The organism is Pseudidiomarina sp. CB1 (genome assembly GCF_024752025.1).
Lineage (GTDB): Bacteria > Pseudomonadota > Gammaproteobacteria > Enterobacterales > Alteromonadaceae > Pseudidiomarina.
Window position 1 is genome coordinate 928,778 of the sequence record NZ_JANTPU010000001.1, and the last position, 25,215, is coordinate 953,992.

Consider the following 25,215-nt stretch of genomic DNA (forward strand, 5'->3'; position numbering starts at 1 on the left):
TATTTAGTTTAAGGGGGCGAACATGCCTGAGAGCGTCTATTTAAATGGCGAGTGGCTCGCCCCTGAAACCGCAAAAGTCTCGGTTTTTGACCGAGGCTTTTTATTTGCGGATGGCATCTACGAAGTCGTACCTGTCTATCAGGGCCGACCTTTTCTCCCCGAACACCATCTAGCGCGACTCGAACGCTCACTCGCTGCGCTTGCGATCGAAAACGCTGGGCAGCAGTTTTGGCTTGAGCTTATAGATGACCTTTTGGCACGCAATCAAAGCGACAACGCCTTAGTGTATATCCAAGTTACCCGTGGAGCAGAGGCGAAACGTTCCCACCTGCCGCAAGGACCGTTGGCGCCCACTATTTTCGCTAGCGTCTCAGCCATGCCTGTGCACTGGGATGTTCCGGCCCCCGCTCAAGCTACCTTGCTCGAAGATATTCGCTGGTTACGCTGTGACATTAAAAGCATCAGTTTGCTCGGCAACATTATGCTAAAGCAGCAAGCCCAGGCTTGCGGCGCCTTAGAACCCATCCTTCACCGTGATGGCTTGATTACTGAAGGTGCTTCAAGTAACTACTTTGCCGTTAAAAACGGTGAACTTTATACGGCGCCTACCGACCACTTGATTTTACCTGGCATCACCCGCATGTGGGTCATTAAACTTGCAGACGAATTGGGCATACCGGTTCACGAGCAAGCTTTTGCGGTTAATGACCTAGCACAATTGGACGAGCTTTTTCTTACCAGTTCCAGCCGTGAAGTACAGCCGATTGGCCAAATTGATGATATAATCATCGGTCAAGGCGGTTGTGGGAAGGTCACTGAACAACTGGTACACGCTTTCCACGCCAGCAAGCGCCAACTCAGCGCGCAGTAAAGTACAGAGGAGTAGGTAATGCAAAAAACCCGTTTTGACGAGCTGGTTGAATTCCCTTGCCACTTTACCTTTAAGGTAATGGGCTTGGCGAAACCAGACCTTCCTGACGCGGTGGTTGCGGTTGCGCAAGAACATGCGCCGGGCGATTACAGCCCGACCGTAAAGCCAAGTAGTAAAGGCAACTATCATTCGGTTTCGATCCAAGTACGGGTCGAAAGCCAAACGCACATTGAAACGCTATACCACGCGTTAGCGGCCATCGAAGACGTACGCTATGTCCTCTAAACTGATTATTCGTCAGTTAGGGCGGCAGCCCTATGAGCCCGTATGGCAAGCGATGCAAAATTATACGGACCAGCGTGACGAAAGCTGCGCAGATGAACTATGGGTGCTTGAACACGATCCGGTATTTACGCAGGGGCAAGCTGGCAAAGAAGAACATCTGTTAGCGCCCGGCGATATCCCGGTGGTGAAAGTCGACCGCGGTGGTCAAGTGACGTATCACGGCCCAGGACAACTGGTGGTGTACTTTTTGCTCGACCTTAGACGTCTTAAAATTGGCGTGCGCCAACTCGTGACCCATATCGAAGAAACGATCGTAGCCTTAATGGCGGAACACAATGTTACCGCTGCTGCGCGCCCTGATGCGCCAGGCGTATACGTTGATGATGCTAAGTTATGCTCGTTAGGCCTAAGAATTCGCCGCGGTTGTTCATTTCATGGGCTGGCACTCAATGTTAATATGGACCTGAGTCCATTTTTACGCATAAACCCCTGTGGCTATGCTGGTATGCAGATGATTCAAACCGCCGAGCTCGGTGGCCCTGCAGAAGTAGCTCAGGCCGCTCAACGTGTTACTGCACTATTTGCAGAACGATTGGGCTATCAAGATATTCACCAACAGACAGGATTCGACAACGCTTATGTCCAAGCCAGTTAGAGTTGAACCGGGCGTCAAACTACGCGATGCCGACAAGATGGCATTGATCCCGGTAAAAGTGGTCCCAACTGAACGTGACCAAATGTTGCGCAAACCTGAGTGGCTGAAAGTGAAGTTGCCAGCCTCAACGCAACGTATTGATGAAATCAAGCAAGCGATGCGCAAGCATGGTTTGCACTCGGTTTGCGAAGAAGCATCGTGTCCAAACTTACCTGAATGTTTTAATCACGGTACCGCAACCTTTATGATTTTGGGGGCAATTTGTACACGGCGCTGCCCATTCTGTGACGTTGCGCACGGTCGCCCATTACCGCCAGACCCAGAAGAGGCGGTTAAGCTCGGTGAAACGATTCGTGACATGAAAGTTAAATATGTCGTGGTGACCTCGGTTGACCGTGACGACCTTCGCGACGGCGGTGCGCAACACTTTGCCGACTGTATTCGCGAGATCCGCGCGCACAGCCCTGGCATTCAGGTCGAAGTCTTGGTACCGGATTTTCGTGGTCGCATGCAGGTAGCGCTCGATATTCTTAGCGATGAAGCGCCTGACGTATTCAATCACAATTTAGAAACTGTACCGCGCATGTACAAAGCCGCACGTCCAGGGGCGAACTACAAGTGGTCACTGGAGTTACTGCAGCGCTACAAAGAAGCGCGCACAGATGTTCGTACTAAGTCAGGCCTTATGGTAGGCCTCGGCGAGACCAACGACGAGATCCTCGAGGTTATGCGCGACTTACGTGCACATGATGTCGACATGCTAACTATTGGTCAGTATTTGCAGCCAAGTCGTCATCACTTGCCGGTAACACGCTACGTTACCCCAGACGAGTTTGAAATGTTCCGCCAAGAAGGCGTCAAGATGGGCTTTACCCATATCGCCAGCGGTCCGCTTGTACGTTCTTCTTACCACGCCGATCTGCAGGCCGCCGGTAAAGAAGTCAAATAGCTGATAAGGAGTGCGCGATGAGTATCTTGATTTGGTGTTTGCTAATTGCCGGCTTGCTACCCATCGCGGCCAAAGCCCCAGTAGTGTATTTTCAAAACCGCGATAATGGTTACGATAATCGCCATCCGCGAGCCCAGCAGCAACGCTTAACTGGTGCGGGAGCACGGGCCGTCGCCGGTCACTACAATGCCTACGAGGCGTTTCCCTTGTTCGCTGCGGCAGTACTAGTGGTGATTGCCACCGAGCAAGTTACAGAGTTGAATCAATGGCTTGCAGTAGGCTTTATTGGCTTTCGGACTCTTTATCACGTCCTCTATCTGGCAAACTGGGACAAACTACGTAGTTTAGTCTGGTTTTTTGCCCTACTCTGTCCAATCATAATGATTGCGCAGACCGCTACGGCGCTGTAACTTCAGCGCCGTTTCTAAGTAAACCGCTGGCCAATAGTTAACATCGTGGTACTCCATCGCTGTTAAGCGTGCCACCGGCTTCCAACTATAGACACCCGCAACACCAGCGCAGGTTTTGCTAGCGAAAAGGCCTACGTCGCTCTCTTTTGTAGAACCCAAGCGCCAATAACCATCGGCTTGTTGTTGCCCCAATAGACGCCAGTCAGACACCGCATCACGCCACGGTAAGCGGCGCCAAAGTTGTTTTAATTGCGCGGTTGAAAGCTCTTGCTGTTGAGTTGTCACCACATTCAAAGAAGGATGATTATAACGACCACTGCAGTAATGTTGTGCAAGGCTTGGCGACATCTCATATTCGTCAGCAAAACCAAGCCAATGAGCCATTTCATGAGCAAAGACACTTACTTGTGCGGTGAGTGGTAACACCATTTGTGTCGTCGACGCGCTCGCAATTTCAGCTTGGGTAAAAACAATATGCCGCTGCGTAACTTCACGCGGCAACAACGGTAAATCGCAACGCATATGTTGGCGTTCGCCAGATGCAGTGCATTGCAGGGACGCCGCATTGATGTAATAGCGCGGTTCTAGACAATCGCTTAAACGAGCTAATGGGTGGCTTTGCCAACGTTGCAGAACAGTCTTAGCTGACTCAGCGCCCTGTTGCGGCAGCCATACAGAAATGATCTCATCGCCCGCTTCACAGGTTGTTGTCTGCGCTGCTTGTGCGAATGGGTCATAACCCATAGCACCATCAACAGTGGTCATTTGGGCCCAACTCAGGCCGTTGACCAGCAATGCGGTCGTTGCTAGCGCTAATCTCGCCTTATTTACTTTGTGCTTGTTGAGTCGCACGCGCTTGACTCGCATCCATTTCAATGGCGGCATAGCGATGCTCTAAAAATAAGTGCACATTGGTCGCCAAAGCTAACCGAAAATAGACCGCAGCGGTTTCCCACTTGCCCTGCAACTGCTGTAGTTTACCCAAATAGAAATAGGCCTCACACATTCGTTCGGCTAGCGTTTCATCAGCGCCCAATTGCTTCGTTGCATAATTCTGCAAAAACTCTTGCTCGCTCATACCACCAACATAAAGATCAACAATTCCCCATGCCCAAGCATCAGAATCAGTGGCTAGGCGTGCCGCCGCAAGTTGTTGCGTTGCTCGCTCCGCACCGTCAAGTTCAACCGCCGCTAGATAGCGCCAAAGAGCGCGGTAAGGATCGTCTGGATCAGCTTTATAAAAGCGCTCAAAATCCGCAAGTGCGAGGTCAAAACGACCATCGTAATAGCCCGCGACACCACGGTTTAAGTGTGCATAAGGGTGCTCTGGTTCAAGCTCAAGCGCTGCATCCAAAGCTTCATAAGCATAATCAAACTGACCAACTTGGGTGTAGTGAATACCTAGATAATTGTAGGCATCGGCAAGTCGCGGCTGATAATCTAGGGCCCGATTAAAATCGATTCGTGCCAGTGTTGCGAGTCCAAGCGCATCATAAAGACTACCGCGGCGATACAGCAACTGCCCCATAGCTTCTGCATCGAGTTCGTCTTCACCACGGGTGATCACTTCAGTCAGCTTAGCCACTTCCAGTTGGAATCTACCATCAGCCACTTGGGGGGTCGGTACCACTAGGTTGGCGAGCATACCCTGCTCTTTTTGCGGCGTTACCGTACAAGCGCTAAGCGCCCCTAAGGTTAATAACACGGCAACGACTTTCGCGTAATTCATACCACTTCCTTTCTCGCTGGTGTGGCTTCCATCATAGCGCAACTTTCAACAAAAAAGAAAAGGGGCCGAGGCCCCTTTTCATAGAGAATTGTAAAGATCCGAAGCGCGACTTACTCCGCTTCGTCTTGACCTTTCTCTTCCGCATTGTCTGCTGACTCGGCAGCTTCAGCTTGCGCTGGTTTCTCTGCTGCGTCTTTCATGCTTAAACGTACGCGGCCTTGACGGTCGATTTCGAGTACTTTCACTGGAACAGTTTGGCCAACCGTCAGGTACTCGTTAACATCGTTTACGCGCTCTTCAGCGATTTGCGAAATATGTACCAAGCCATCTTTACCTGGCAAGATGGTTACAAACGCACCGAAGTCAACGATACGAGCAACTTTACCTTGATAGATACGACCCACTTCAACATCAGCAGTCAACTCTTCGATACGGTCAATAGCAGCCTGCGCTGACGCTTGGTCAGTGGCAGCAATACGCACAGTACCGTCGTCGTTGATTTCGATGTTGGTGTTCGTGCTTTCGGTCAATTCACGAATGACCGCACCGCCTTTACCAATCACATCACGAATCTTATCTGGATTGATTTTCATGGTGTGGTAACGCGGAGCGAAGTCAGACAGCTCATCGCGAGCGCCAGAAATTGCATCATCCATCACATTCAAAATGTGTAAACGTGCCGCTTTCGCTTGCTCAAGTGCCTGCTCCATGATTTCACGAGTGATACCGTCAATCTTGATATCCATCTGTAAAGCAGTCACACCGTCTTTACTACCGGCTACTTTAAAGTCCATGTCGCCAAGGTGATCTTCGTCACCAAGGATGTCAGAAAGTACGACAAACTTATCGCCTTCTTTCACCAAGCCCATAGCGATACCCGCTACAGATGCTTTGATGGGTACACCAGCGTCCATCAACGCAAGTGACGTACCACACACAGAAGCCATTGAGCTTGAACCGTTCGATTCAGTGATTTCTGAAACGACGCGGATGGTGTACGGGAATTCGTCTTGTGAAGGCATAACGGCCTGCACACCACGCTTGGCCAAACGGCCGTGGCCGATTTCGCGACGCTTAGGTGAGCCGACAAAACCGGTTTCACCCACGCAGTATGGAGGGAAGTTATAGTGCAACATGAAGCGGTTATTGCTTGAACCGACTAAGTCATCGATCATTTGCGCATCACGTTCAGTACCTAAGGTTGCGGCAACCAAGGCTTGCGTTTCACCACGAGTAAACACAGCAGAACCGTGTACGCGCGGCAATACGCCAGTGGCAATATGTAGACCACGGACCATATCAGGGTCACGGCCATCGATACGTTTCTCACCAGCGATAATACGGCTACGCACCACGTCGCTTTCTAGCGCATGGAAGATATCGCCGATTTCTTTGGTATCAAGCGTTTCGTCTTCCGCAGTTAACTGAGTGACGACTTCATCACGCAACTTGCTGATTTGCTCATAACGCTCGGCTTTCTCAGTAATACGGTATGCATCACCGATACCCTGCTCTGCCAACGCTTTGATCTTGTCTTTCAATGCAGTGTTTTCTGCAGGAGCTTGCCAATCCCACTTCGGCTTACCAGCTTCAGCAGTAAATTCGTTAATGGCATTGATCACGGCTTGCATTTGCTCGTGGCCATAGACCACAGCGCCAAGCATCGCGTCTTCAGACAGTAGCTGTGCTTCAGATTCAACCATCAACACCGCGTTTTCTGTACCAGCAACGACCAAGTCGAGCTTAGACTCTGCTAACTCGTCCAAAGTTGGATTCAAAACATATTCATCGTTAAGAACACCAACGCGCGCCGCACCGATTGGGCCCGCGAACGGCACGCCAGCAATCGAAAGTGCAGCAGATGCACCAATCAAGGCTACGATGTCAGGGCTTACTTGTGGGTTTACTGAAACGACAGTGGCAATAATTTGAACTTCGTTCTTGAACCCTTCAGGGAACAGCGGACGAATTGGGCGATCGATCAAACGCGACGTTAAGGTCTCATTTTCAGATGGACGCCCTTCACGCTTGAAGAAACCACCAGGGATTTTACCCGCAGCGTAGGTACGCTCTTGGTAGTTAACTGTGAGTGGGAAAAAGTCTTGGCCTTCATTGGCTTCCTTTTTGGCAACCACAGTCACCAAAACGGTTGTATCGTCCATGCTCGCAAGCACGGCTCCGGTCGCTTGGCGCGCCATCGCACCAGTTTCTAGTGTCACTGTGTGACGACCGTATTGAAATTGCTTAGTTATTGGATTCACGTTTTTTTCCTTTCCTACTTTCTTCTTTAAATTCGTTCTTTGCTATTTGCTATTTGCTGTTCGTTATCTGTTTTGATCTATCAAATAGCGAACAGCGAATAGCCAATAGCGCTTTTATAAGTAAAAAGGGGCCTTGCGGCCCCCTTTTTCGAACATTGCTTAGCGACGTAAACCGAGTCGCTCAATCAGAGTTGCATAACGCTGATTGTCTTTACGCTTCAGGTAGTCCAACAATTTACGACGTTGGCTTACCATGCGCAACAAACCACGACGTGAGTGATGGTCTTTTGCGTGTTCTTTAAAGTGGCTCTGCAATTCGTTAATGTTAGCCGTTAACAAAGCTACTTGAACTTCTGGTGAACCAGTGTCGTTTTCGCCTTGGCCATAATCTTTAACGATTTCAGCTTTTTGTGCCGCAGTTAGTGACATAAATTACTCCTAGTAGTTAAAACAGTCAGTGCCAATCACTAATTCAGCACCGACGCGATCGCCGAGCATTATACGTACTCAGCTAAATTTTAGCAATGCTAAGCACCCGCTTCGGCATAATTTTATTGTCGCGCCAAAAGCCTAAACCTAACAGTTTGTGCTGGTCGGCAGTCTTCACGCGCAGAATCACATCTTCAGGTTGCGCAGTTGCGTTGACCGCTTGTGCCGGATTACCTGCCGTGAAGCGCGGTTCGTCATTAGGCGCAATAAAGACTTCAGGGATTTGTTGGATCACCGTATCGCAAGGTAACAGCAAGGCATCCAACGCGGCGAAATCACCGCTTTCTGGGTCACATTGAGCGGCGCGAGCAGCGAGTTCCTCAGGGGTGATCATGGTACCCTCTACCCCTTCAATCCAAGTACGACGTAGCGCCTGTACGTGAGCTCCACAGCCTAAATACTGACCCATGTCGTCCACTAGAGTGCGGATATAAGTGCCTTTTGAACAAGTGACTTCGAGTGTTAGCAAGTCGCCGGCAAGCTCAATGAGACTAATGTTGTGAATGGTGATAACGCGCGACTTACGCGGTACATCAATGCCTTGACGTGCGTAGTAATAAAGTGGTCGGCCCTCATGTTTTAGGGCGGAGAACATCGACGGTGATTGCTCTTGCGCACCAGTAAACTGCGCGATAGCCGCTGTCAGCTGTTGCTCAGTAAAGTTTATGGGCCGCTCTTCAACCACCTCGCCTTCAGCGTCGCTGGTACTCGTGCGCTGCCCCAATTTGGCCGTGACCACATAGGTTTTGTCAGCTTCTAAGGCAAAATGAGAGAGTTTCGTCGCTTCCCCAAAGCACAGTGGCAAAACGCCGGTTGCCAATGGATCCAGCGCTCCAGTATGGCCACCTTTACGGGCATCAAAAAAACGCCGCACCTGTTGTAGTGCGGCGTTTGAGGTAAGTTCCAGAGGCTTATCTAAGACAATCACGCCGCTAATGTCGCGACCCGATTTACGTCGTCCCATTAGTCGTCTCCGTTATCATCCTTAGAGTGCGTACGTTCTTCATCACGTCGAATCGCGTCATCAACCAAACGTGACATACGAATACCTTCGTTCAACGACGGATCATGGACAAAACGCAATTCTGGCGTTATCCGCGCACGTACACGCTTACCCAACAATGAACGGACAAAGCCTGAGGCGTCGTTAAGTACTTTCAGACCTTGCTTCACTTGCGAGTCATCATCTTGTAAAAAAGTTACGAAGACTTTGGCATAGGCCAAATCGCGCGAGACTTCCACTGCTGACACCGTCACCATGGATACCCGCGGATCTTTGATTTCACGTTGCAGTATCAGCGCGATTTCACGCTGATACTGCTGACCGACCCGTTCTGTACGACTATAGTCTTTCGCCATAAGGGTTACAGACTCCGTTCGACTTGGACGGTTTCGAAGACCTCAATTTGGTCACCAACTTTAACGTCGTTATAGTTCTTCACGCCGATACCGCATTCCATGCCGTTACGCACTTCCTGCACATCGTCTTTGAAGCGACGTAGAGACTCAAGTTCACCTTCATAGATCACCACGTTGTCACGCAATACGCGGATAGGCGCAGAACGCTTCACAATACCTTCGGTGACCATACAGCCAGCGATAGCGCCAATCTTCGGTGACTTAAACACGTCACGAACTTCGGCCAGACCAATGATCTGCTGCTTGAATTCAGGTGCAAGCATGCCGCCCATGGCTTGTTTCACTTCGTCAATCAGGTCATAAATGACACTGTAATAACGCAGATCCACACTTTCTTGCTCAATGACCTTCTTCGCAGAAGCATCGGCACGGACGTTAAAGCCCACCACGATAGCATTTGAAGCACTTGCAAGTGACGCATCAGTTTCAGTGATACCACCAACGCCGCTACCAATAATATTGACTTTCACTTCATCAGTAGAGAGCTTCTGCAACGAATCCGCAATAGCTTCCAAAGAACCTTGTACGTCTGATTTCAGAACGATATTAAGTTCCTGTACGTCGCCTTCTTGCATGTTCGCAAACATGTTCTCGAGCTTCGCTTTCTGCTGTTTCGCAAGCTTAACGTCACGGTATTTGCCTTGACGGTAATTCGCAACTTCACGAGCTTTACGCTCGTCTCTTACAACTGTTGCTTCGTCACCGGCTTGTGGCACGCCTGACAAGCCAAGAATCTCGACTGGAATCGACGGGCCGGCTTCTTTGATTTCACGACCAAGTTCGTCACGCATCGCACGGATACGACCATATTCGAGGCCACAAAGCACGATGTCGCCTTGGCGTAAGGTACCTTCTTGAACCAAGATAGACGCCACTGGGCCACGACCTTTATCAAGGCGTGATTCAATCACGATACCGTGCGCCATACCATCAGATACAGCTTGTAAATCAAGTACTTCCGCTTGCAACAACAGTGCTTCAAGCAATTCGTCGATACCTTGACCGCTATGTGCCGAAACGGGCACGAACTGCACGTCGCCACCCCAGTCTTCAGGGATAACATCACGTTGAGCAAGTTCATTCTTAACGCGATCTGGATCTGCTTCCGGCTTATCCATCTTGTTCACGGCTACCACAATCGGCACGCCAGCAGCTTTCGCGTGCTGAATCGCTTCAATGGTCTGCGGCATTACGCCGTCATCCGCTGCAACGACAAGAATAACAATATCCGTTGCACTGGCGCCACGAGCACGCATTGAAGTAAACGCTGCGTGACCTGGAGTATCCAAGAAGGTGATCATGCCATGGCCAGTCTCTACGTGGTAAGCACCAATATGCTGCGTAATACCACCGGCTTCGCCTGAAGCGACCTTAGCTTTACGAATGTAATCCAGCAATGAGGTTTTACCGTGGTCAACGTGACCCATAACGGTAACGACAGGTGCGCGTGGCGCTTTCGCCTTTTCTTCACCTTCATTACGTTCAGCAAGTACTTCTTGCTCGAGCGCATTATCGCTCACCAACTGAACCTTGTGACCCATCTCTTCAACAACAAGCGATGCTGTTTCTTGGTCAAGGACTTGGTTGATGGTAACCATCTCGCCCATTTTCATCATGGTCTTGATGACTTCGCTCGCTTTGACCGCCATACGGTTAGCAAGCTCACCTACGGTGATGGTTTCGCCAAGCTTCACTTCACGTTCAACTGGTGCTGCAGGCTTATTAAAGGCTTGCTGTAGAGTTGAACGCTTCGAGCCCTTACGACGTTTTTCACGACGTGGAGCTTCATCACGCTCATCATCTTTCGCACGACGCTTCGACTTTTTACGATTACGACGCTCTTCATCGACGTCCTGCTCGTCTTCCGCTTCTTGTGCATACTGAGAGGTGGTGAAGTGAACGTCTTCTTGCTCAGCTTGCTTACGCTTGGCTTCTTCTTCTTGCCAACGTGCTTCATTTTCTTCAGCAAGTTTACGCGCTTCTTCAGCTTGACGTGCCGCTTCAGCCTCAGCTTTTTTGCGAGCTTCTTCTTCTTGCGCCTTACGTAATTTTTCAGCTTCAGCTTTCGCTTCGTCTGCTTTCTTACGCTCTTCTGGCGTCATTGCAGCACGCTTTTCAGCTTCAGCTTTCGCTTTAGCTTTTTCTTTCTCTTTGCGCGCAGCTTCTTGTTTGGCCTTCTCTTCCGCTGCTTTCTGCTCAGCTTTAGCTTTGGCTTCTGCCGCAGCTTTCGCCTCTTCTTCTTTGCGTTTTGCTTCAGCAGCCACTCGTTCCTGCTCAGCTTTTTCTTGCTCAGCTTTTTGCTCTTCTTCGAGCGCAGAACGCTTCACATACGTACGCTTCTTCCGCACTTCAACTTGCACAGACTTACTACGCGGACCGCCGCCAATGCTAAGCGTACTCTTCTCTTTCCGCTTCAACGTCATTTTGCTCGGCTCTTGCGGGCCTTTGCCGCCATGTTGCTTATTAAGGTGCGCCAACAGCGCTTGTTTTTCGTCTTCAGTTACCGAATCGCCAGCTGACTTTTTCATGCCAGCTTCAGCAAATTGGGTCACCAAACGATCAACTGTCGTACCTACATCTTCAGCTAGTTTATCCAGCGTTACTTCTTCCATAGTCCGTCGTACCCCCGTTGATCTTATTCTTCGTCACCGAACCAGCAAATATTACGCGCTTGCATAATCAGCTCACCAGCTCGTTGTTCGGTTAACTCTTCAATTTCAGCAAGATCATCAATACCTTGCTCAGCCAGGTCTTCAAGGGTAATGATCCCTTTGCTGGCAAACACATACGCCAAATGACGATCCAAACCTTCTAAGTTCAAGAGGGTCTCGTCTGGCTCTGCGCTTTCAAGTGATTCTTCATCTTTCAGTGCTTTCGTTGTTAACACTGCACGTGCACGGTTACGAAGTTCGTCAACGATATCTTCGTCCATGCCTTCGATAGCTAATAACTCGTCCATTGGTACATAAGCGATTTCTTCAAGTGTTGAGAAACCTTCATCAACCAATACCGCGGCGAAATCTTCATCGATAGCGAGATGCTTAGTAAACAAATCAAGCAAACGCTGCGCTTCTGCTTCGTTCTTCTCGGTAAACTCTTCTTCAGACATCACGTTAAGCTGCCAGCCAGTCAGCTGACTCGCCAAGCGTACGTTTTGTCCAGCTTTACCAATCGCTTGCGCTAAATTACCTTCTTCTACGGCGATATCCATGGTGTGCGCATCTTCGTCCACAACAATCGACGCTACTTCAGCAGGCGCCATCGCGTTGATCACGAATTGTGCTGGGTTATCGTCCCACAAGACGATGTCAACACGCTCACCACCAAGCTCACCAGAAACAGCTTGCACTCGCGCACCACGCATACCTACACAGGCACCGACGGGGTCAATACGGCGATCGTTACTCTTCACCGCAATTTTAGCTCGTGAACCTGGATCGCGGGCTGCGCCACGGATCTCGATCATCTCTTCGCCAATCTCTGGAACTTCGATGCGGAATAATTCCACTAAGAAGTCAGGATGCGTGCGGCTCACAAACAACTGCGCGCCACGCGCTTCAGGACGAACATCGTAAAGCAAACCACGAACACGGTCGCCTACGCGCACCGACTCTCGCGGTAACATCTCTTCACGATAAATCATCGCTTCGGCATTATTGCCAAGGTCGAGTAGCACGTGTTCACGGTTCGCGCGCTTCACGATACCGCTGACAAGCTCACCCACTTGGTCTTTGTATTCATCAACCACTTTCGCGCGCTCAGCTTCACGTACCTTTTGCACGATAACCTGTTTCGCAGTTTGCGTCGTTATGCGGTCAAACTGAATCGAGTCGATTTGCTCTTCGACATAATCGCCAGCTTCTACCGACGCATCTTCATACTGTGCCGCAGCCAAACTAATCTCGCGATAAGGATGCTCAAGCGGCTGCTCAGTGTCGTCGACCACTAACCAACGACGGAAAGTGTCAAAATCACCGGTAGTACGGTCAATACTGACGCGTACGTCGATGTCACCGTCATATTTTTTCTTGGTTGCATGTGCCAGCGCAGACTCTAGCGCTTCAAAGATCTTGTCTTTCGACACGTCTTTTTCATTCGAAACAGCTTCTGCAACTAATAAAATCTCTTTTGCCATTATCTTGCCTCGCCTGCGCAATCCTTAGTTAAACTGAGGAACTAAATGAGCTTTTTTAACTGTTGAGTAGCTAACCTTCAGTGGTTCACCATCAACTTCGAATTCAACCTGGTCGCCATCAATTGCTTTGATCACGCCCTTAAATTTACGTTTATTTTGCTGAGCCATGGTCAGCTCTACCGCCGCTGTTTCGCCCAGGTACTCTTGCATTTGTGCCGCACTAAAGAACGGTCGCTCCATACCGGGCGACGAGACCTCTAAGTAATACTCACTTGAGATTGGATCTTCAACATCCAACAATGCGCTGACCTGATGGCTTACATCGGCACAGTCATCAACACTAATACCGTTGTCATGATCAATATAAACGCGCAGAGTTGAGTGTTTGCCGGCGCGAACAAATTCCACACCCCATAACTCAAACCCTAGTGCCGCCACTGCGGGCTCTAGCATCTCGACTAAGCGTTCTTCAATACGTGCCAAATTCTTGAACTCCTGAAACAAAAAAAGGGCGTAAACGCCCAGTGTTAGTGCTGCCAATTCGACCGCTAGTTCTTAGCCGTACCGCATTGCAGCAGAGGTCACATAGTAAAAAGCCCCGAACTGCTGCGGGGCTTTTAAAACACTGGACCCTTTGTTAAATGGTTGCGGGGGCAGGATTTGAACCTACGACCTTCGGGTTATGAGCCCGACGAGCTACCAGACTGCTCCACCCCGCGTCCGAAAACGTGTCCATATTATAAGGATTCCCGAAGGAAACGCAACCAAGATTAGGTTGCTAAATTTGGTGCGGATGGCGGGACTTGAACCCGCACGCCCGAAAGCACTACCCCCTCAAGATAGCGTGTCTACCAATTCCACCACATCCGCAAAAAACAGTTACTTAGTTTGACTCTGGTACGTCGCTTGAAGAGTTAGGAACTTCTTCGTCAGACGCTGGCACTTCATTCATGCTTGGTGCTGGCGTTTCGATAGTTTCGAACTCGCTTTCAACATCACCATTACCTGAAGAAAGATTACCTAGAACCAGACTTAATACAAAAAAGATAATCGCTACCACGGCTGTCGTACGGGTCAAAAAGTTACCTGAACCGCCTGAGCCAAATACCGTATTTGATGAACCAGCACCAAAAGATGCTCCCATATCGGCACCTTTGCCCTGCTGAATCATGATAAAACCGATCAGCACGATGGCTACGATAAGATACGCTATCAATAAAAATTCGTACATAGTTAACTTCTCCGGGCTTGCGCTGCGCGACAAATAGCAAGGAACGCCTCTGGTTCAAGACTTGCGCCGCCGATCAAGCCGCCATCAATATCTGCTTCTGCAAACAAAGTTTCGGCATTCTCTGCCTTTACGCTACCACCATACAGAAGTGGTACGCTCGTGCCCGCAACATCGTACTTCTGTTGCAGCCACTGTCGAATATATGCGTGAACTTCCTGTGCTTGCGCTGGGCTAGCTGTTTTACCAGTACCAATAGCCCAAACGGGTTCGTAAGCAACAACCACCTGCGCCATTTGCGCACTACTTACGTTTTGCAAGGCACTTTCTAGCTGCGCTTGCACGACCTGCATGGTCTGTTCCGCTTCGCGTTCTTGCTCGCTTTCGCCGACACAGAGAACGACTTTAAATTTCGTCTCGGTAGCACTTAAGGCTGCAGCAACTTTCGCTTGAATCCGCTGCTCAGTATCGCCATAGAATTGTCGACGTTCTGAATGCCCAATGAGCACGTATTCAGCACCGGCTTCGGCGACAAGATCTAGGCTATGTTCACCAGTGTGCGCGCCTGCAGCATTTTCGTTGACGTCTTGCGCACCAAGATGCACTTGGTCATAAAAAATTTCACTTTGCCACGCTGCCAGTAACACTGCAGGAGGACATACCGCGACAGTCACGTCAGCTAACACTTCCGGCGCATCGCGCAAGGTCTTTGCCAACTGCTTCACTAGATGGCGTGAGCCATTCATTTTCCAGTTAGCGATAACTAACGATTGCCGTTGCATAGTTGCCTCTTGGTCTTAAGTTGCTACCTCAAGAGCGGCGAGATATTACATAACCTGCCGCTAACTTACAAGTACTGAATTCGATAAATCAGCGAGACTGCTTATTAATTCGCCGCCGCCTCAACTTCACCCGCAATTTGTTGCGCGAAGGACTTGGTGATCTGTTCATCACGGCCCTCAACCATTACACGAATCAGGGGTTCTGTACCTGACTTGCGCAACAATACTCGGCCCTCATCGCCCAAGCGTTCTTCCACGTCTTTTACCGCGGCTTTGACCGCTTCATCGCTGAGTGGATCAGAACCGGCTTGGAAGCGGACGTTAATGAGTGTTTGCGGGTACTTTTCAAACCCTTTCATTAACTCTGCCAAGCTGCACTGCTCTCGCTGCATTGCGGTAAGCACTTGTAACCCAGCAATAATACCGTCACCAGTACTATGAAATTGACGATTGATGATATGGCCAGAATTCTCACCGCCAATTTTCCAATCGCGTTTCACGAGCTCTTCCATCACATAGCGGTCGCCAACTTTGGCACGCACAAACGGAATATTTCGCTCAGCAAAAAATTTCTCGAGGGCAAAGTTCGACATCAATGTACCAACGATACCACCTTGCAAAAGTCCATCTTGTTGGGCCGCGCGAGCAAGAATGTAAATAACATCGTCACCGTCGATGATGCGTCCTTCGGCGGTCACCATCATCAAACGATCACCGTCGCCGTCCAAGGCGAAACCTAGGTCAGCTTTGTGCTCTTTGACTGCCGCTTGCAATGCAGCCAGATCCGTTGCACCACAGTTAGCATTGATATTCACGCCATTTGGCGCAGTACCAATTTCAATCACTTGTGCACCAAGTTCACGTAAAACGTCTGGAGCGATGTGGTAAGTTGCGCCATGGGCACAGTCCACCACGATACTTAATCCCGTAAGCGACAGTTCACTTGGAAACGCACTTTTACAAAACTCAATATAGCGCCCAGGAGCGTCGTCGATACGACTGGCGCGCCCCATTTGTTCCGATGGCACACAGACTAATTCTTGATCTAATAAACGTTCAATCTCACTTTCCACAGCATCAGGAAGCTTACTTCCCGAGTCAGAGAAAAACTTAATGCCGTTGTCGTAATAAGGGTTATGCGAAGCGCTGATCACAATGCCCGCAGCCGCACGAAAATTACGCGTCAAATACGCCACTGCGGGCGTTGGCATTGGCCCAAGAAATTCAACACTCACACCGGCAGAGAGCAATCCTGCCTCAAGCGCAGACTCGAGCATATAACCCGACAACCGCGTGTCTTTACCAACCAAAACGCGCTGATTGCCAGACTTCGACAATACAGTTCCTGCCGCCCAACCTAATTTAACGGCAAAATCCGGAGTAATAGGAAAGTCACCGACACGTCCGCGGACGCCATCAGTGCCAAAATACTTACGTTGACTCAACTGAAATCTCCAGCCAAGGTTGCAGCAACTATTTTCATTGCATCAACCGTTTCCCTGACATCATGCACGCGAATGATACGTGCCCCTTTCATTGCTGCAATCGTTGCGGCAGCAAGACTCGCTGGTAGGCGGTCGGTTACGTCGCGGCCAGTAACATGACCCAACATCGACTTGCGCGACACGCCAATCAACAACGGTAACTGCAGTTCATGAAAGGCCTGCATGCGTTGTAATAGCTGGTAATTATGCCTTACAGACTTACCAAAACCAAAGCCCGGATCGAGAAAAAGACGTTCTTTATGGATTCCAGCTTGTTCGCAGGCACGAATACGCTCCTGCAAAAACGCCTTTACTTCAACGACCACATCATCGTAGCGCGGTTCATGCTGCATCGTGCGCGGTTCACCTTGCATGTGCATCAGGCAGACATCAGCGTCATGTTGCGCAAGCAAATCCACTGCACCATCGTCTTGCAAGGCTCTGATATCGTTAATCATCGCCACACCATGCTTCAAGCCCTCGGCCATCACCGCGGTTTTACAGGTATCTAATGAGATAGCGATGTCGGTTTCGGCACGTAAACGCTCAATCACCGACACCACGCGATCAATTTCTTCCTGTACGCCAACACTCGCAGCTCCGGGTCGGGTCGACTCCCCTCCCACGTCGATATAGCTGGCGCCATCGGTAATCATTTGCTCGGCTTGCCGCAATGCCTCGTCAAGGCGATTAAAACGGCCACCATCAGAAAAAGAATCTGGGGTTACATTGAGAATTCCCATAACTTGGGGAAGTACAGCTTTACTCATGACTCGATCCTCATAAAAAAGCCCCGAAGTCGGGGCTTTCTTTTTAACTGGCCGGCGCGTCACCCGGCTTACCATCGGTCAACGGCCGCTCTTCGGAGCTTGCCGTTGCACCACCACTGGTATTGTTATCTTGGTCCGGCTTTTGCCAGTCACGCGGTTCACGTACATCACGACGATTCATCAGATCATCAATTTGATCGGCATCGATGGTTTCATATTTCATCAGTGCATCTTTCATCGAATGTAAGATATCGATGTTTTCTTCAAGAATACGTTTCGCGCGATCGTAATTGCGGTCAATAAAGAGCTTAACTTCTTGGTCAATCGCCCGCGCGGTGTCATCTGACATGTGCTTGTGCTGCGTCACTGAACGACCAAGAAAGACTTCGTTCTCATCGTCGGCGTACAGCAATGGGCCCATTTTTTCAGAAAGTCCCCACTGAGTTACCATTTTACGCGCAATTTGCGTAGCTCGCTCAATATCGTTAGAAGCGCCGGTCGTCACTTTCTCATCACCATAAATGATGGCTTCAGCCAAGCGGCCCCCAAACAAGCTTGAGATCATACTCTCAAGATGTTGCTTGGTGTGACTCACACGATCTTGCTCGGGCAAGTACATGGTGACACCTAAAGCGCGACCACGCGGAATGATGGACACTTTGTAGACCGGATCATGTTCTGGCACTAGACGACCAACGATAGCGTGACCAGCTTCATGATAAGCGGTCATCGCTTTTTCTTCATCAGTCATGACCATCGAGCGACGTTCCGCACCCATCATGATCTTATCTTTGGCTTTATCAAATTCTTCCATCGCCACGACACGTTTGTTATTACGTGCCGCAAACAGCGCAGCCTCGTTCACCAAGTTTGCTAAATCGGCTCCCGAGAACCCAGGCGTACCACGCGCGATAACTGATGCATCAACGTCATCACCAAGCGGTACTTTGCGCATATGTACTTTTAAGATTTGCTCACGACCTCGCACATCTGGCAGACCTACAGGTACCTGGCGGTCAAAACGGCCTGGACGCAACAGCGCAGGGTCAAGTACGTCTGGACGGTTGGTCGCAGCAATCACAATAATACCTTCATTGCCTTCGAAACCATCCATCTCGACCAGCATTTGGTTCAGGGTTTGCTCACGCTCATCGTGACCGCCACCAAGGCCGGCGCCACGTTGACGTCCTACCGCATCAATCTCATCAATAAAGATGATGCAAGGCGCTGACTTTTTCGCTTGTTCGAACATATCGCGTACGCGCGACGCACCGACACCGACAAACATCTCAACAAAGTCCGAACCCGAAATTGAGAAGAAAGGTACTTTTGCTTCACCAGCAATGGCCTTCGCAATCAAGGTTTTACCAGTACCTGGAGGACCGACCATCAGCACGCCCTTCGGAATCTTGCCACCCAAACGCTGGAATTTGCTAGGGTCGCGCAAGTAATCGACCAGTTCAGAAACTTCTTCTTTAGCTTCATCGCAACCGGCGACATCGGCAAACGTGGTTTTGATTTGGTCCTCGCTCATCAACCGCGCTTTGCTCTTACCAAAGCTCATGGCACCCCGGCCACCGCCACCACCTTGCATTTGTCGCATGAAGAAAATCCACACCCCGATCAGCAATAGCATCGGGAACCACGAAATAAAAATCGAAGTCAGGATACTAGGCTCTTCTGGTGGTTTACCGACCACTTCGACGTTGTTTTCTAACAAGTCGTTGAGCAAGTCAGGGTCATGCACTGGCATTACCGTGGTAAAGGTATCGCCGGTACGCGACTGCGCGGTAATCATTCGTCCATCGATGTCAACTTTCCGCACGCCACCATTATTCACTTGTGACACAAATTGACTGTATGCCACCTGCGAGCCACTGTTTGCACCGGGACTGAAACTATTGAACACTGTCATCAAAACAACAGCGATCACTAGCCATAGAATTAGATTTTTTGCCATATCGCTCAAAGCTGACTACCTCATTTACTTGCGTTGCATGCGCAACAGCCTACTACAATTTGTATCCTGTCGCTACCAAATAGACCTCACGAGAACGTGCTCGCGACGAGTCTGGTTTGCGCGTTTTTACGGTTTTAAATGCCGCGCGTACGTCTTTCAAAAATTCTTCGAAACCTTGTCCATGGAATACTTTGACGACGAAACTGCCATTCGGTTTCAAAACTTGCTGACACATATCTAATGCCAACTCAACCAAATACATAGCACGTGGTTGATCGACATTATCGTTACCACTCATGTTGGGTGCCATATCCGACAGTACTACATCTACGTTTTTACCACCGATGCGGTTCAATAAAGCACTCAACACACTTTCGTCGCGGAAGTCCCCTTCAAGAAAATCTACGCCAGCAATCGGGTCCATCGGTAAAATATCACAAGCAATGACTTGGCAGTTACCCTGCAGCGTCTCTACCACATACTGCGACCAACCACCTGGCGCTGCGCCAAGGTCAACCACGGTCATTCCCTGTTTCAGTAGCTTGTCTTTGTTCTGAATCTCTTCGATTTTGAACACCGCACGTGAACGCAACCCTTTCTTCTGGGCCTTTTGTACATAATGATCACTAAAGTGCTCTTGCAGCCATCGGGTGCTGCTTGCTGATCGTTTTTTTCCCATTGCCTCAATACCAAAACTGGCTTCTTCTACCCAGATGGCGGTAGAATAGCGAAAATTCAAGTGATAGTGGGATATTATTACATGGCCGCAGGGTTAACTTTAAGCAATAAACAAAAACAGCACCTAAAAAGTCTGGCTCATAGCCTGAAACCCGTCGTCTTGTTAGGCGCTAACGGCCTAACGGAAGGTGTAATGGCAGAAATTGAACTGGCGCTTAATCACCACGAACTGATTAAAGTGAAAGTGCCAGAGGAAGATCGTGAAATGCGTGAGCAAGTCTACGCAACCATACTTGCCCATACACAAGCCTATCGTGTACAGGTCGTCGGTAAAATTTTAACCCTCTACAAGCCAAGTCCAGAGGGTAAGATTCAACTTCCACGTCGATAAATTCGATAGCGTCACGTGCATCGTAGCCCTACGATGCACGTCGTTGTCTTGACCACACTTTCGTCTTCCTCAGTCTTGGTCGTCCGACGTATCATCTGGTTGCCAACTCAAGGCCAATGCAATTTGATTCAAAGCAAAGTCAAGACCGATATGGTCGGCGCGCGATGCTAAATAAGTGTCCACCAACAACTGCTGATTACGCGGTGTCTCCGGTAATTGATAGCGTTGCAAAAATGGCTTCACTTCGGCTGTCGCCCGCAAAACCTCCTCGGTATCCGAAGACGGCTTATAGTGCAACATAATGGGTTCATCCACATGTAAATCCGATGGTCGTGGATAGTCGAGCTGCTGCCGCGGAGCAAAAAACCAGTCCAATGAAATGCCGACGCGCAAAAGCCCTTGGACCAAATGATCATAGGTAACATTCTGGCGTTGGCGCCAGTTGCCATAAGTGGACTGGGGAATACCAAGCCGACGCATTAACGAGGCAGTTGACTCGTCGCCAAAATACATTCTTAACCGCGCAACCACCTCATCCATATTGAGCATTTCAACATTGCTTTTCTGCGGTCCTTGTGTAGTATTTATCTCTGTGTCATTTGACATCTTTTTCCCTTAAATAGTGTCTTTTGACTTCTAAAACAAATCATTTGAATTCTATGTGAACTCACAGTGAATTCACAAGAAAACATTCAACCACAGCTGAGCCACAATGGATAGTCAAAAAATAAAAATGGAATTAGCGCAACGCGGTTTCGACTTTTCGATGCTCGCAAAAGCGTTAGGCAAAAGCCCGTCTCTCATCTCGAAAGTGGCGTCGCGCAAGGCTCGATCGCGATCGGTCGCTGTTGCGCTTGCAAAAGTCTTGGAGCGTCCAATCGAAGAAGTCTTTCCGGATGTGCAAGACTATTATCAAGGTGCGCCGCAGAGTGGCCCAGAGCGCAAACAAAAAGAGCGCGAATTAATCGCGCTCTTAAATGATGAGAAGTGACAATTCGTTAGACGTGGGCTTTAAATATACTCCACACTCACGACTTCGTATTCAACTTCGCCGTTAGGCGTGTTCACTCGCGCCACGTCATCGACTTGCTTGCCAATGAGCGCACGTGAAATGGGTGAATTCACAGAGATCAGGTTTTGTTTGATATCCGCTTCATCATCACCAACAATACGGTACTTCACTTCTTTATCGGTTGACGTATTGTAAAGTGTCACCGTCGAGCCAAAGATTATTTTGCCTTGGTTAGGAACCTTAGTAACGTCAATAATCTGTGCATTTGACAGTTTTGCTTCAATCTCTTGAATACGCCCTTCACAAAAGCCCTGCTGCTCGCGTGCAGCGTGATATTCGGCATTCTCTTTCAAGTCACCGTGTTCACGCGCATCGGCAATCGCTTGGATGATGCGTGGTCGATCTTCAGTTTTTAGACGCTTCAATTCCTCCCGCAGCATCTCGGCGCCGCGGGTCGTCATTGGAATTTGACTCATGCTGTTTGAACCCTTTTGTGTAATGACTGCAGTGAATTTACCCGTGCTCTATCATCTGCAGTATTTGCTTTAACAGTGGCAAAGGCTGCATTTAAGGTGGTGGTGTAAATCACTTTATTCAAGAGTGCTTCACGACGAATGTAGACGGAGTCTTCAATTGCCTGGCGCCCTTCTACGGTATTAATGATGTAACTGTACTCGCCGTTTTTAATTGCATCAACAATATTTGGCCGGCCTTCTTGCAGTTTATTCACTACCGAACAGGTAATACCTTCTTCGCTAAGCATCTTCGCTGTACCGCGAGTGGCCTCTAACGAGAAGCCGAGGCCTAGCAAGCCACGCGCAAGATCAAACAAGCGGGCTTTGTCGCCGTCACGTACCGACAGCAAGGCTTTACCCGCTTTCGCCAGCGCTTCACCAGCACCAAGGTTCGCTTTCGCGTAAGCTTCTTCAAAGCTTTCACCAACGCCCATGACCTCACCGGTAGAGCGCATTTCTGGCCCACGAATTGGATCCACACCTTGGAATTTAGCGAACGGGATAACCACTTCTTTTACCGAGAAATACGGCGGAATAACTTCCTTAGTGTAGCCCTGCTGTTGTAAGGTTTGCCCTACCATCACACGCGCTGCGATTTTGGCTAAAGGCACACCGGTTGCCTTCGAGACGAAAGGCACTGTACGCGCCGCACGTGGGTTCACCTCAATCAGATACACTTCATCATCTTTAATGGCGAACTGTGCGTTCATAAGACCATGAACGTTCAATTCAAAAGCTAACTTACGCATTTGCTCGCGCAGCTCGTCTTGAATTTTGTCGCTTAACGAGTAAGACGGCAAGGAACAAGCTGAGTCACCTGAGTGCACGCCGGCTTGTTCAATGTGTTGCATAATGCCGCCGATGAACAAGTCTTGCCCATCACAAATGGCGTCTACATCCACCTCGATCGCGTTGTCTAAGAAACGGTCCAGCAACACCGGTGCCGAGTTGGAAACTTTCACAGCATCGGTCAAATAACGATGCAAGTCACTTTCATCGTAGACGATTTCCATGGCACGGCCACCGAGTACGTAGCTTGGACGCACAACCAGTGGGTAGCCAATCCGCTCAGCTTCACGCAATGCTTGATCAACCTTGGTGACCGTAGCGTTTTCTGGCTGCTTCAAGCCTAATCGACGTACTGCACTTTGGAAGCGTTCACGGTCCTCAGAACGATCGATCGCATCAGGCGATGTACCAATGACAGGAACGCCATTCGCCTCAAGTTCACGAGCCAGCTTCAATGGCGTTTGGCCACCGTACTGAACAATCACGCCTTTCGGCTGTTCAACACGCACGATTTCCAACACGTCTTCCAAAGTGATTGGCTCAAAGTATAAGCGATCGGAGGTGTCGTAATCGGTTGAAACCGTTTCTGGGTTACAGTTAACCATGATGGTTTCGTAACCGTCGTCGCGCAGTGCCAGCGCGGCATGAACACAGCAGTAATCGAACTCGATGCCTTGACCAATGCGGTTTGGACCACCACCAATGACCATGATCTTCTCACGATCCGATGGTGCCGCTTCGCATTCTTCGTCATAGGTTGAATACATGTAAGCCGTATCTGATGCGAATTCTGCCGCACAGGTATCAACACGCTTGTAAACAGGTACCACGTTGAGCTCGTGACGACGACGGCGAATTTCTGCTTCAGCAACATCAAGAATGTCGGCGATACGTGCATCCGAGAAGCCTTTGCGCTTCAACACGCGCAACACACGCTCGTCAAGCCCCGCCATGCCAAGCTTCTGTATTTCAGCTTCCAGCAAGACGATTTCTTCGATCTGAATCAAATACCATTCATCGATGCGCGTCTGCTCAAATACCTCGTGTACCGTCATGCCTAAGCGGAAGGCATCGGCAATGTAAAAAATGCGCTCGGCACCTGGTTCTTTAAGCTCACGAATAACTTTACCGCGTGCTTCTGGATCAGACGGGTCAACCATAGGATCAAATCCTGTGGCGCCAATCTCTAAGCCACGGAGTGCTTTTTGTAATGACTCTTGTTGGTTACGACCAATTGCCATCACCTCGCCCACCGACTTCATCTGCGTGGTCAAGCGGTCATTACAACCGGCAAATTTTTCAAAGTTAAAGCGTGGAATTTTGGTAACCACGTAGTCAAGTGCAGGCTCAAACGATGCCGGAGTTACGCCACCAGTAATTTCGTTCTCAAGTTCATCAAGGGTGTAACCCACTGCCAACTTGGCCGCAACTTTTGCAATTGGGAAGCCTGTCGCCTTTGATGCCAACGCTGAAGAGCGTGAAACGCGCGGGTTCATCTCAATCACTACCATACGGCCAGTGTTTGGATCGATACCGAACTGGACGTTTGAACCACCGGTTTCCACACCGATTTCGCGCAACACTGCCATCGCTGCATCACGCATCAACTGGTATTCTTTGTCCGTTAACGTTTGCGCCGGAGCTACCGTGATCGAATCACCGGTATGAATGCCCATCGCATCAAAGTTTTCAATGGCACAGACAATAATGCAGTTATCATTTTTGTCGCGTACCACTTCCATTTCGTATTCTTTCCAACCGATCAACGATTCGTCAATCAACAACTGATTGGTGGTTGAAAGGTCGAGACCACGACGGCAAATTTCTTCAAATTCTTCGCGGTTATAGGCAATACCGCCACCGCTGCCGCCCATCGTGAACGACGGCCGAATGATGCATGGGAAGCCCAAGCGATCAAGTACATCAAATGCTTCGTCTAGATTGTGCGCTACTTCAGCATTTGGTGTTTCCAGACCAATCGCCTTCATCGCTTTATCGAAACGGTCGCGATCTTCAGCTTTATCAATCGCATCAGCATTCGCGCCAATCATTTCGACGTTATATTTTTCGAGTACACCGTGACGGTCAAGGTCAAGCGCACAGTTCAATGCCGTCTGCCCACCCATGGTCGGCAACACTGCATCTGGGCGTTCGACTTCGATAATTTTGGCAACCACTTCCCAGTGAATCGGCTCGATGTAAGTCACATCAGCCATCTCTGGGTCAGTCATAATGGTGGCTGGATTCGAGTTCACCAGAATGACTTTGTAGCCCTCTTCACGCAAAGCTTTACAAGCTTGAGCGCCCGAGTAATCAAACTCACAGGCCTGGCCAATCACGATTGGGCCAGCGCCAAGAATGAGGATGCTCTTTATGTCGGTACGTTTTGGCATAATTAAATTC

General features: G+C 49.5%; 25 protein-coding genes, 2 tRNA genes and 1 pseudogene. 7 read left to right on the forward strand and 21 right to left on the reverse strand.

Annotation, left to right across the window (positions count from 1 at the left end):
- Positions 1-22: 22 nt before the first annotated feature.
- Genes NV375_RS04585 through NV375_RS04605 form a run of 5 tightly spaced genes read left to right on the forward strand, consistent with a single transcriptional unit; the run spans position 23 to position 3,170 of the window.
- The gene (locus NV375_RS04585) at positions 23-871 is read left to right on the forward strand and encodes an aminotransferase class IV (RefSeq protein WP_258807143.1); all 849 of its coding nucleotides are present in this window, start codon (positions 23-25) and stop codon (positions 869-871) included.
- An 18-nt stretch (positions 872-889) separates the two neighbouring features.
- Positions 890-1,156: a DUF493 family protein YbeD gene (gene ybeD, locus NV375_RS04590; RefSeq protein WP_258807144.1), complete on the forward strand. Its 267-nt coding sequence runs from the start codon at positions 890-892 to the stop codon at positions 1,154-1,156.
- Entirely contained in the window at positions 1,146-1,811 is a 666-nt protein-coding gene (gene lipB / locus NV375_RS04595; RefSeq protein WP_258807145.1) for a lipoyl(octanoyl) transferase LipB, read from the forward strand. Before ybeD ends, lipB begins: the two co-directional genes overlap by 11 nt.
- Positions 1,795-2,760 (forward strand): lipoyl synthase, encoded by a 966-nt coding sequence (gene lipA, locus NV375_RS04600; RefSeq protein ID WP_258807146.1) that lies wholly within the window; start codon positions 1,795-1,797, stop codon positions 2,758-2,760. Before lipB ends, lipA begins: the two co-directional genes overlap by 17 nt.
- Positions 2,761-2,777: 17 nt before the next feature.
- Positions 2,778-3,170: an MAPEG family protein gene (locus tag NV375_RS04605; RefSeq protein WP_258807147.1), complete on the forward strand. Its 393-nt coding sequence runs from the start codon at positions 2,778-2,780 to the stop codon at positions 3,168-3,170.
- Here the strand turns inward: NV375_RS04605 and NV375_RS04610 are convergent.
- From NV375_RS04610 to rlmE, 17 genes are all read right to left on the reverse strand, one after another.
- Entirely contained in the window at positions 3,123-4,022 is a 900-nt protein-coding gene (locus tag NV375_RS04610) for a hypothetical protein (protein WP_258807148.1), read from the reverse strand. The two genes, NV375_RS04605 and NV375_RS04610, sit on opposite strands and share 48 nt — an antisense overlap.
- Positions 3,994-4,899, reverse strand: coding sequence for a lipoprotein NlpI (gene nlpI, locus NV375_RS04615; protein WP_258807149.1), 906 nt, complete (start codon positions 4,897-4,899; stop codon positions 3,994-3,996). The genes NV375_RS04610 and nlpI overlap by 29 nt, the downstream gene beginning before the upstream one ends.
- Before the next feature lie 110 nt (positions 4,900-5,009).
- On the reverse strand, positions 5,010-7,160 hold the full coding sequence (gene pnp, locus NV375_RS04620; RefSeq protein WP_258807150.1) for a polyribonucleotide nucleotidyltransferase: 2,151 nt from the start codon (positions 7,158-7,160) through the stop codon (positions 5,010-5,012).
- A gap of 159 nt (positions 7,161-7,319) precedes the next feature.
- Positions 7,320-7,589, reverse strand: coding sequence for a 30S ribosomal protein S15 (gene rpsO, locus NV375_RS04625; protein WP_092837853.1), 270 nt, complete (start codon positions 7,587-7,589; stop codon positions 7,320-7,322).
- Positions 7,590-7,671: 82 nt separating this feature from the next.
- Complete coding sequence (gene truB / locus NV375_RS04630) at positions 7,672-8,613, reverse strand: tRNA pseudouridine(55) synthase TruB (RefSeq protein ID WP_258807151.1); 942 nt, start codon at positions 8,611-8,613, stop codon at positions 7,672-7,674.
- Complete coding sequence (gene rbfA / locus NV375_RS04635; protein ID WP_258807152.1) at positions 8,613-9,008, reverse strand: 30S ribosome-binding factor RbfA; 396 nt, start codon at positions 9,006-9,008, stop codon at positions 8,613-8,615. The genes truB and rbfA overlap by 1 nt, the downstream gene beginning before the upstream one ends.
- A 5-nt stretch (positions 9,009-9,013) precedes the next feature.
- Positions 9,014-11,680 (reverse strand): translation initiation factor IF-2, encoded by a 2,667-nt coding sequence (gene infB, locus NV375_RS04640; protein WP_258807153.1) that lies wholly within the window; start codon positions 11,678-11,680, stop codon positions 9,014-9,016.
- Between the two features lie 23 nt (positions 11,681-11,703).
- The gene (gene nusA / locus NV375_RS04645) at positions 11,704-13,203 is read right to left on the reverse strand and encodes a transcription termination factor NusA (RefSeq protein ID WP_126770962.1); all 1,500 of its coding nucleotides are present in this window, start codon (positions 13,201-13,203) and stop codon (positions 11,704-11,706) included.
- 24 nt (positions 13,204-13,227) lie between these two features.
- Positions 13,228-13,686 carry a ribosome maturation factor RimP gene (gene rimP / locus NV375_RS04650; protein ID WP_258807154.1) on the reverse strand — a complete coding sequence of 153 codons (459 nt, stop codon included), beginning with the start codon at positions 13,684-13,686 and terminating at the stop codon, positions 13,228-13,230.
- A gap of 159 nt (positions 13,687-13,845) precedes the next feature.
- Positions 13,846-13,922 (reverse strand) — tRNA-Met (locus NV375_RS04655).
- A 66-nt stretch (positions 13,923-13,988) separates the two neighbouring features.
- A tRNA-Leu gene (locus NV375_RS04660) sits at positions 13,989-14,073 on the reverse strand.
- A 13-nt stretch (positions 14,074-14,086) separates the two neighbouring features.
- The gene (gene secG, locus NV375_RS04665; protein WP_126770966.1) at positions 14,087-14,434 is read right to left on the reverse strand and encodes a preprotein translocase subunit SecG; all 348 of its coding nucleotides are present in this window, start codon (positions 14,432-14,434) and stop codon (positions 14,087-14,089) included.
- 2 nt (positions 14,435-14,436) lie between these two features.
- Positions 14,437-15,213, reverse strand: a complete 777-nt coding sequence (gene tpiA, locus NV375_RS04670; RefSeq protein ID WP_258807155.1) for a triose-phosphate isomerase — start codon at positions 15,211-15,213, stop codon at positions 14,437-14,439.
- Positions 15,214-15,317: 104 nt separating this feature from the next.
- Positions 15,318-16,658: a phosphoglucosamine mutase gene (gene glmM / locus NV375_RS04675; protein ID WP_258807156.1), complete on the reverse strand. Its 1,341-nt coding sequence runs from the start codon at positions 16,656-16,658 to the stop codon at positions 15,318-15,320.
- Complete coding sequence (folP, locus tag NV375_RS04680) at positions 16,655-17,467, reverse strand: dihydropteroate synthase (RefSeq protein WP_258807157.1); 813 nt, start codon at positions 17,465-17,467, stop codon at positions 16,655-16,657. Before folP ends, glmM begins: the two co-directional genes overlap by 4 nt.
- Before the next feature lie 43 nt (positions 17,468-17,510).
- Complete coding sequence (ftsH, locus tag NV375_RS04685) at positions 17,511-19,436, reverse strand: ATP-dependent zinc metalloprotease FtsH (RefSeq protein ID WP_309137176.1); 1,926 nt, start codon at positions 19,434-19,436, stop codon at positions 17,511-17,513.
- 43 nt (positions 19,437-19,479) lie between these two features.
- Complete coding sequence (rlmE, locus tag NV375_RS04690) at positions 19,480-20,106, reverse strand: 23S rRNA (uridine(2552)-2'-O)-methyltransferase RlmE (protein ID WP_258807158.1); 627 nt, start codon at positions 20,104-20,106, stop codon at positions 19,480-19,482.
- An 81-nt stretch (positions 20,107-20,187) separates the two neighbouring features.
- On the opposite strand from rlmE, the gene yhbY reads away from it, so the two are divergent.
- Complete coding sequence (gene yhbY / locus NV375_RS04695) at positions 20,188-20,496, forward strand: ribosome assembly RNA-binding protein YhbY (protein ID WP_258807159.1); 309 nt, start codon at positions 20,188-20,190, stop codon at positions 20,494-20,496.
- A gap of 167 nt (positions 20,497-20,663) precedes the next feature.
- On the opposite strand, the gene NV375_RS12625 is transcribed toward yhbY, so the two are convergent.
- Both NV375_RS12625 and NV375_RS12630 read right to left on the reverse strand, forming a co-directional pair.
- Entirely contained in the window at positions 20,664-20,717 is a 54-nt protein-coding gene (locus NV375_RS12625) for a hypothetical protein (RefSeq protein ID WP_405035615.1), read from the reverse strand.
- Positions 20,718-20,871: 154 nt separating this feature from the next.
- Positions 20,872-21,102 (reverse strand): annotated as a pseudogene (locus NV375_RS12630) (hypothetical protein); the annotation flags it as partial.
- Positions 21,103-21,208: 106 nt separating this feature from the next.
- On the opposite strand from NV375_RS12630, the gene NV375_RS04705 reads away from it, so the two are divergent.
- Positions 21,209-21,487, forward strand: coding sequence for a helix-turn-helix transcriptional regulator (locus NV375_RS04705; protein WP_258807161.1), 279 nt, complete (start codon positions 21,209-21,211; stop codon positions 21,485-21,487).
- A 20-nt stretch (positions 21,488-21,507) separates the two neighbouring features.
- Here the strand turns inward: NV375_RS04705 and greA are convergent, their stop codons facing one another.
- Together greA and carB are read right to left on the reverse strand one after the other, a co-directional pair.
- On the reverse strand, positions 21,508-21,984 hold the full coding sequence (greA, locus tag NV375_RS04710; protein ID WP_126770983.1) for a transcription elongation factor GreA: 477 nt from the start codon (positions 21,982-21,984) through the stop codon (positions 21,508-21,510).
- Complete coding sequence (carB, locus tag NV375_RS04715) at positions 21,981-25,205, reverse strand: carbamoyl-phosphate synthase large subunit (RefSeq protein WP_258807162.1); 3,225 nt, start codon at positions 25,203-25,205, stop codon at positions 21,981-21,983. Before carB ends, greA begins: the two co-directional genes overlap by 4 nt.
- Positions 25,206-25,215 lie beyond the last annotated feature (10 nt).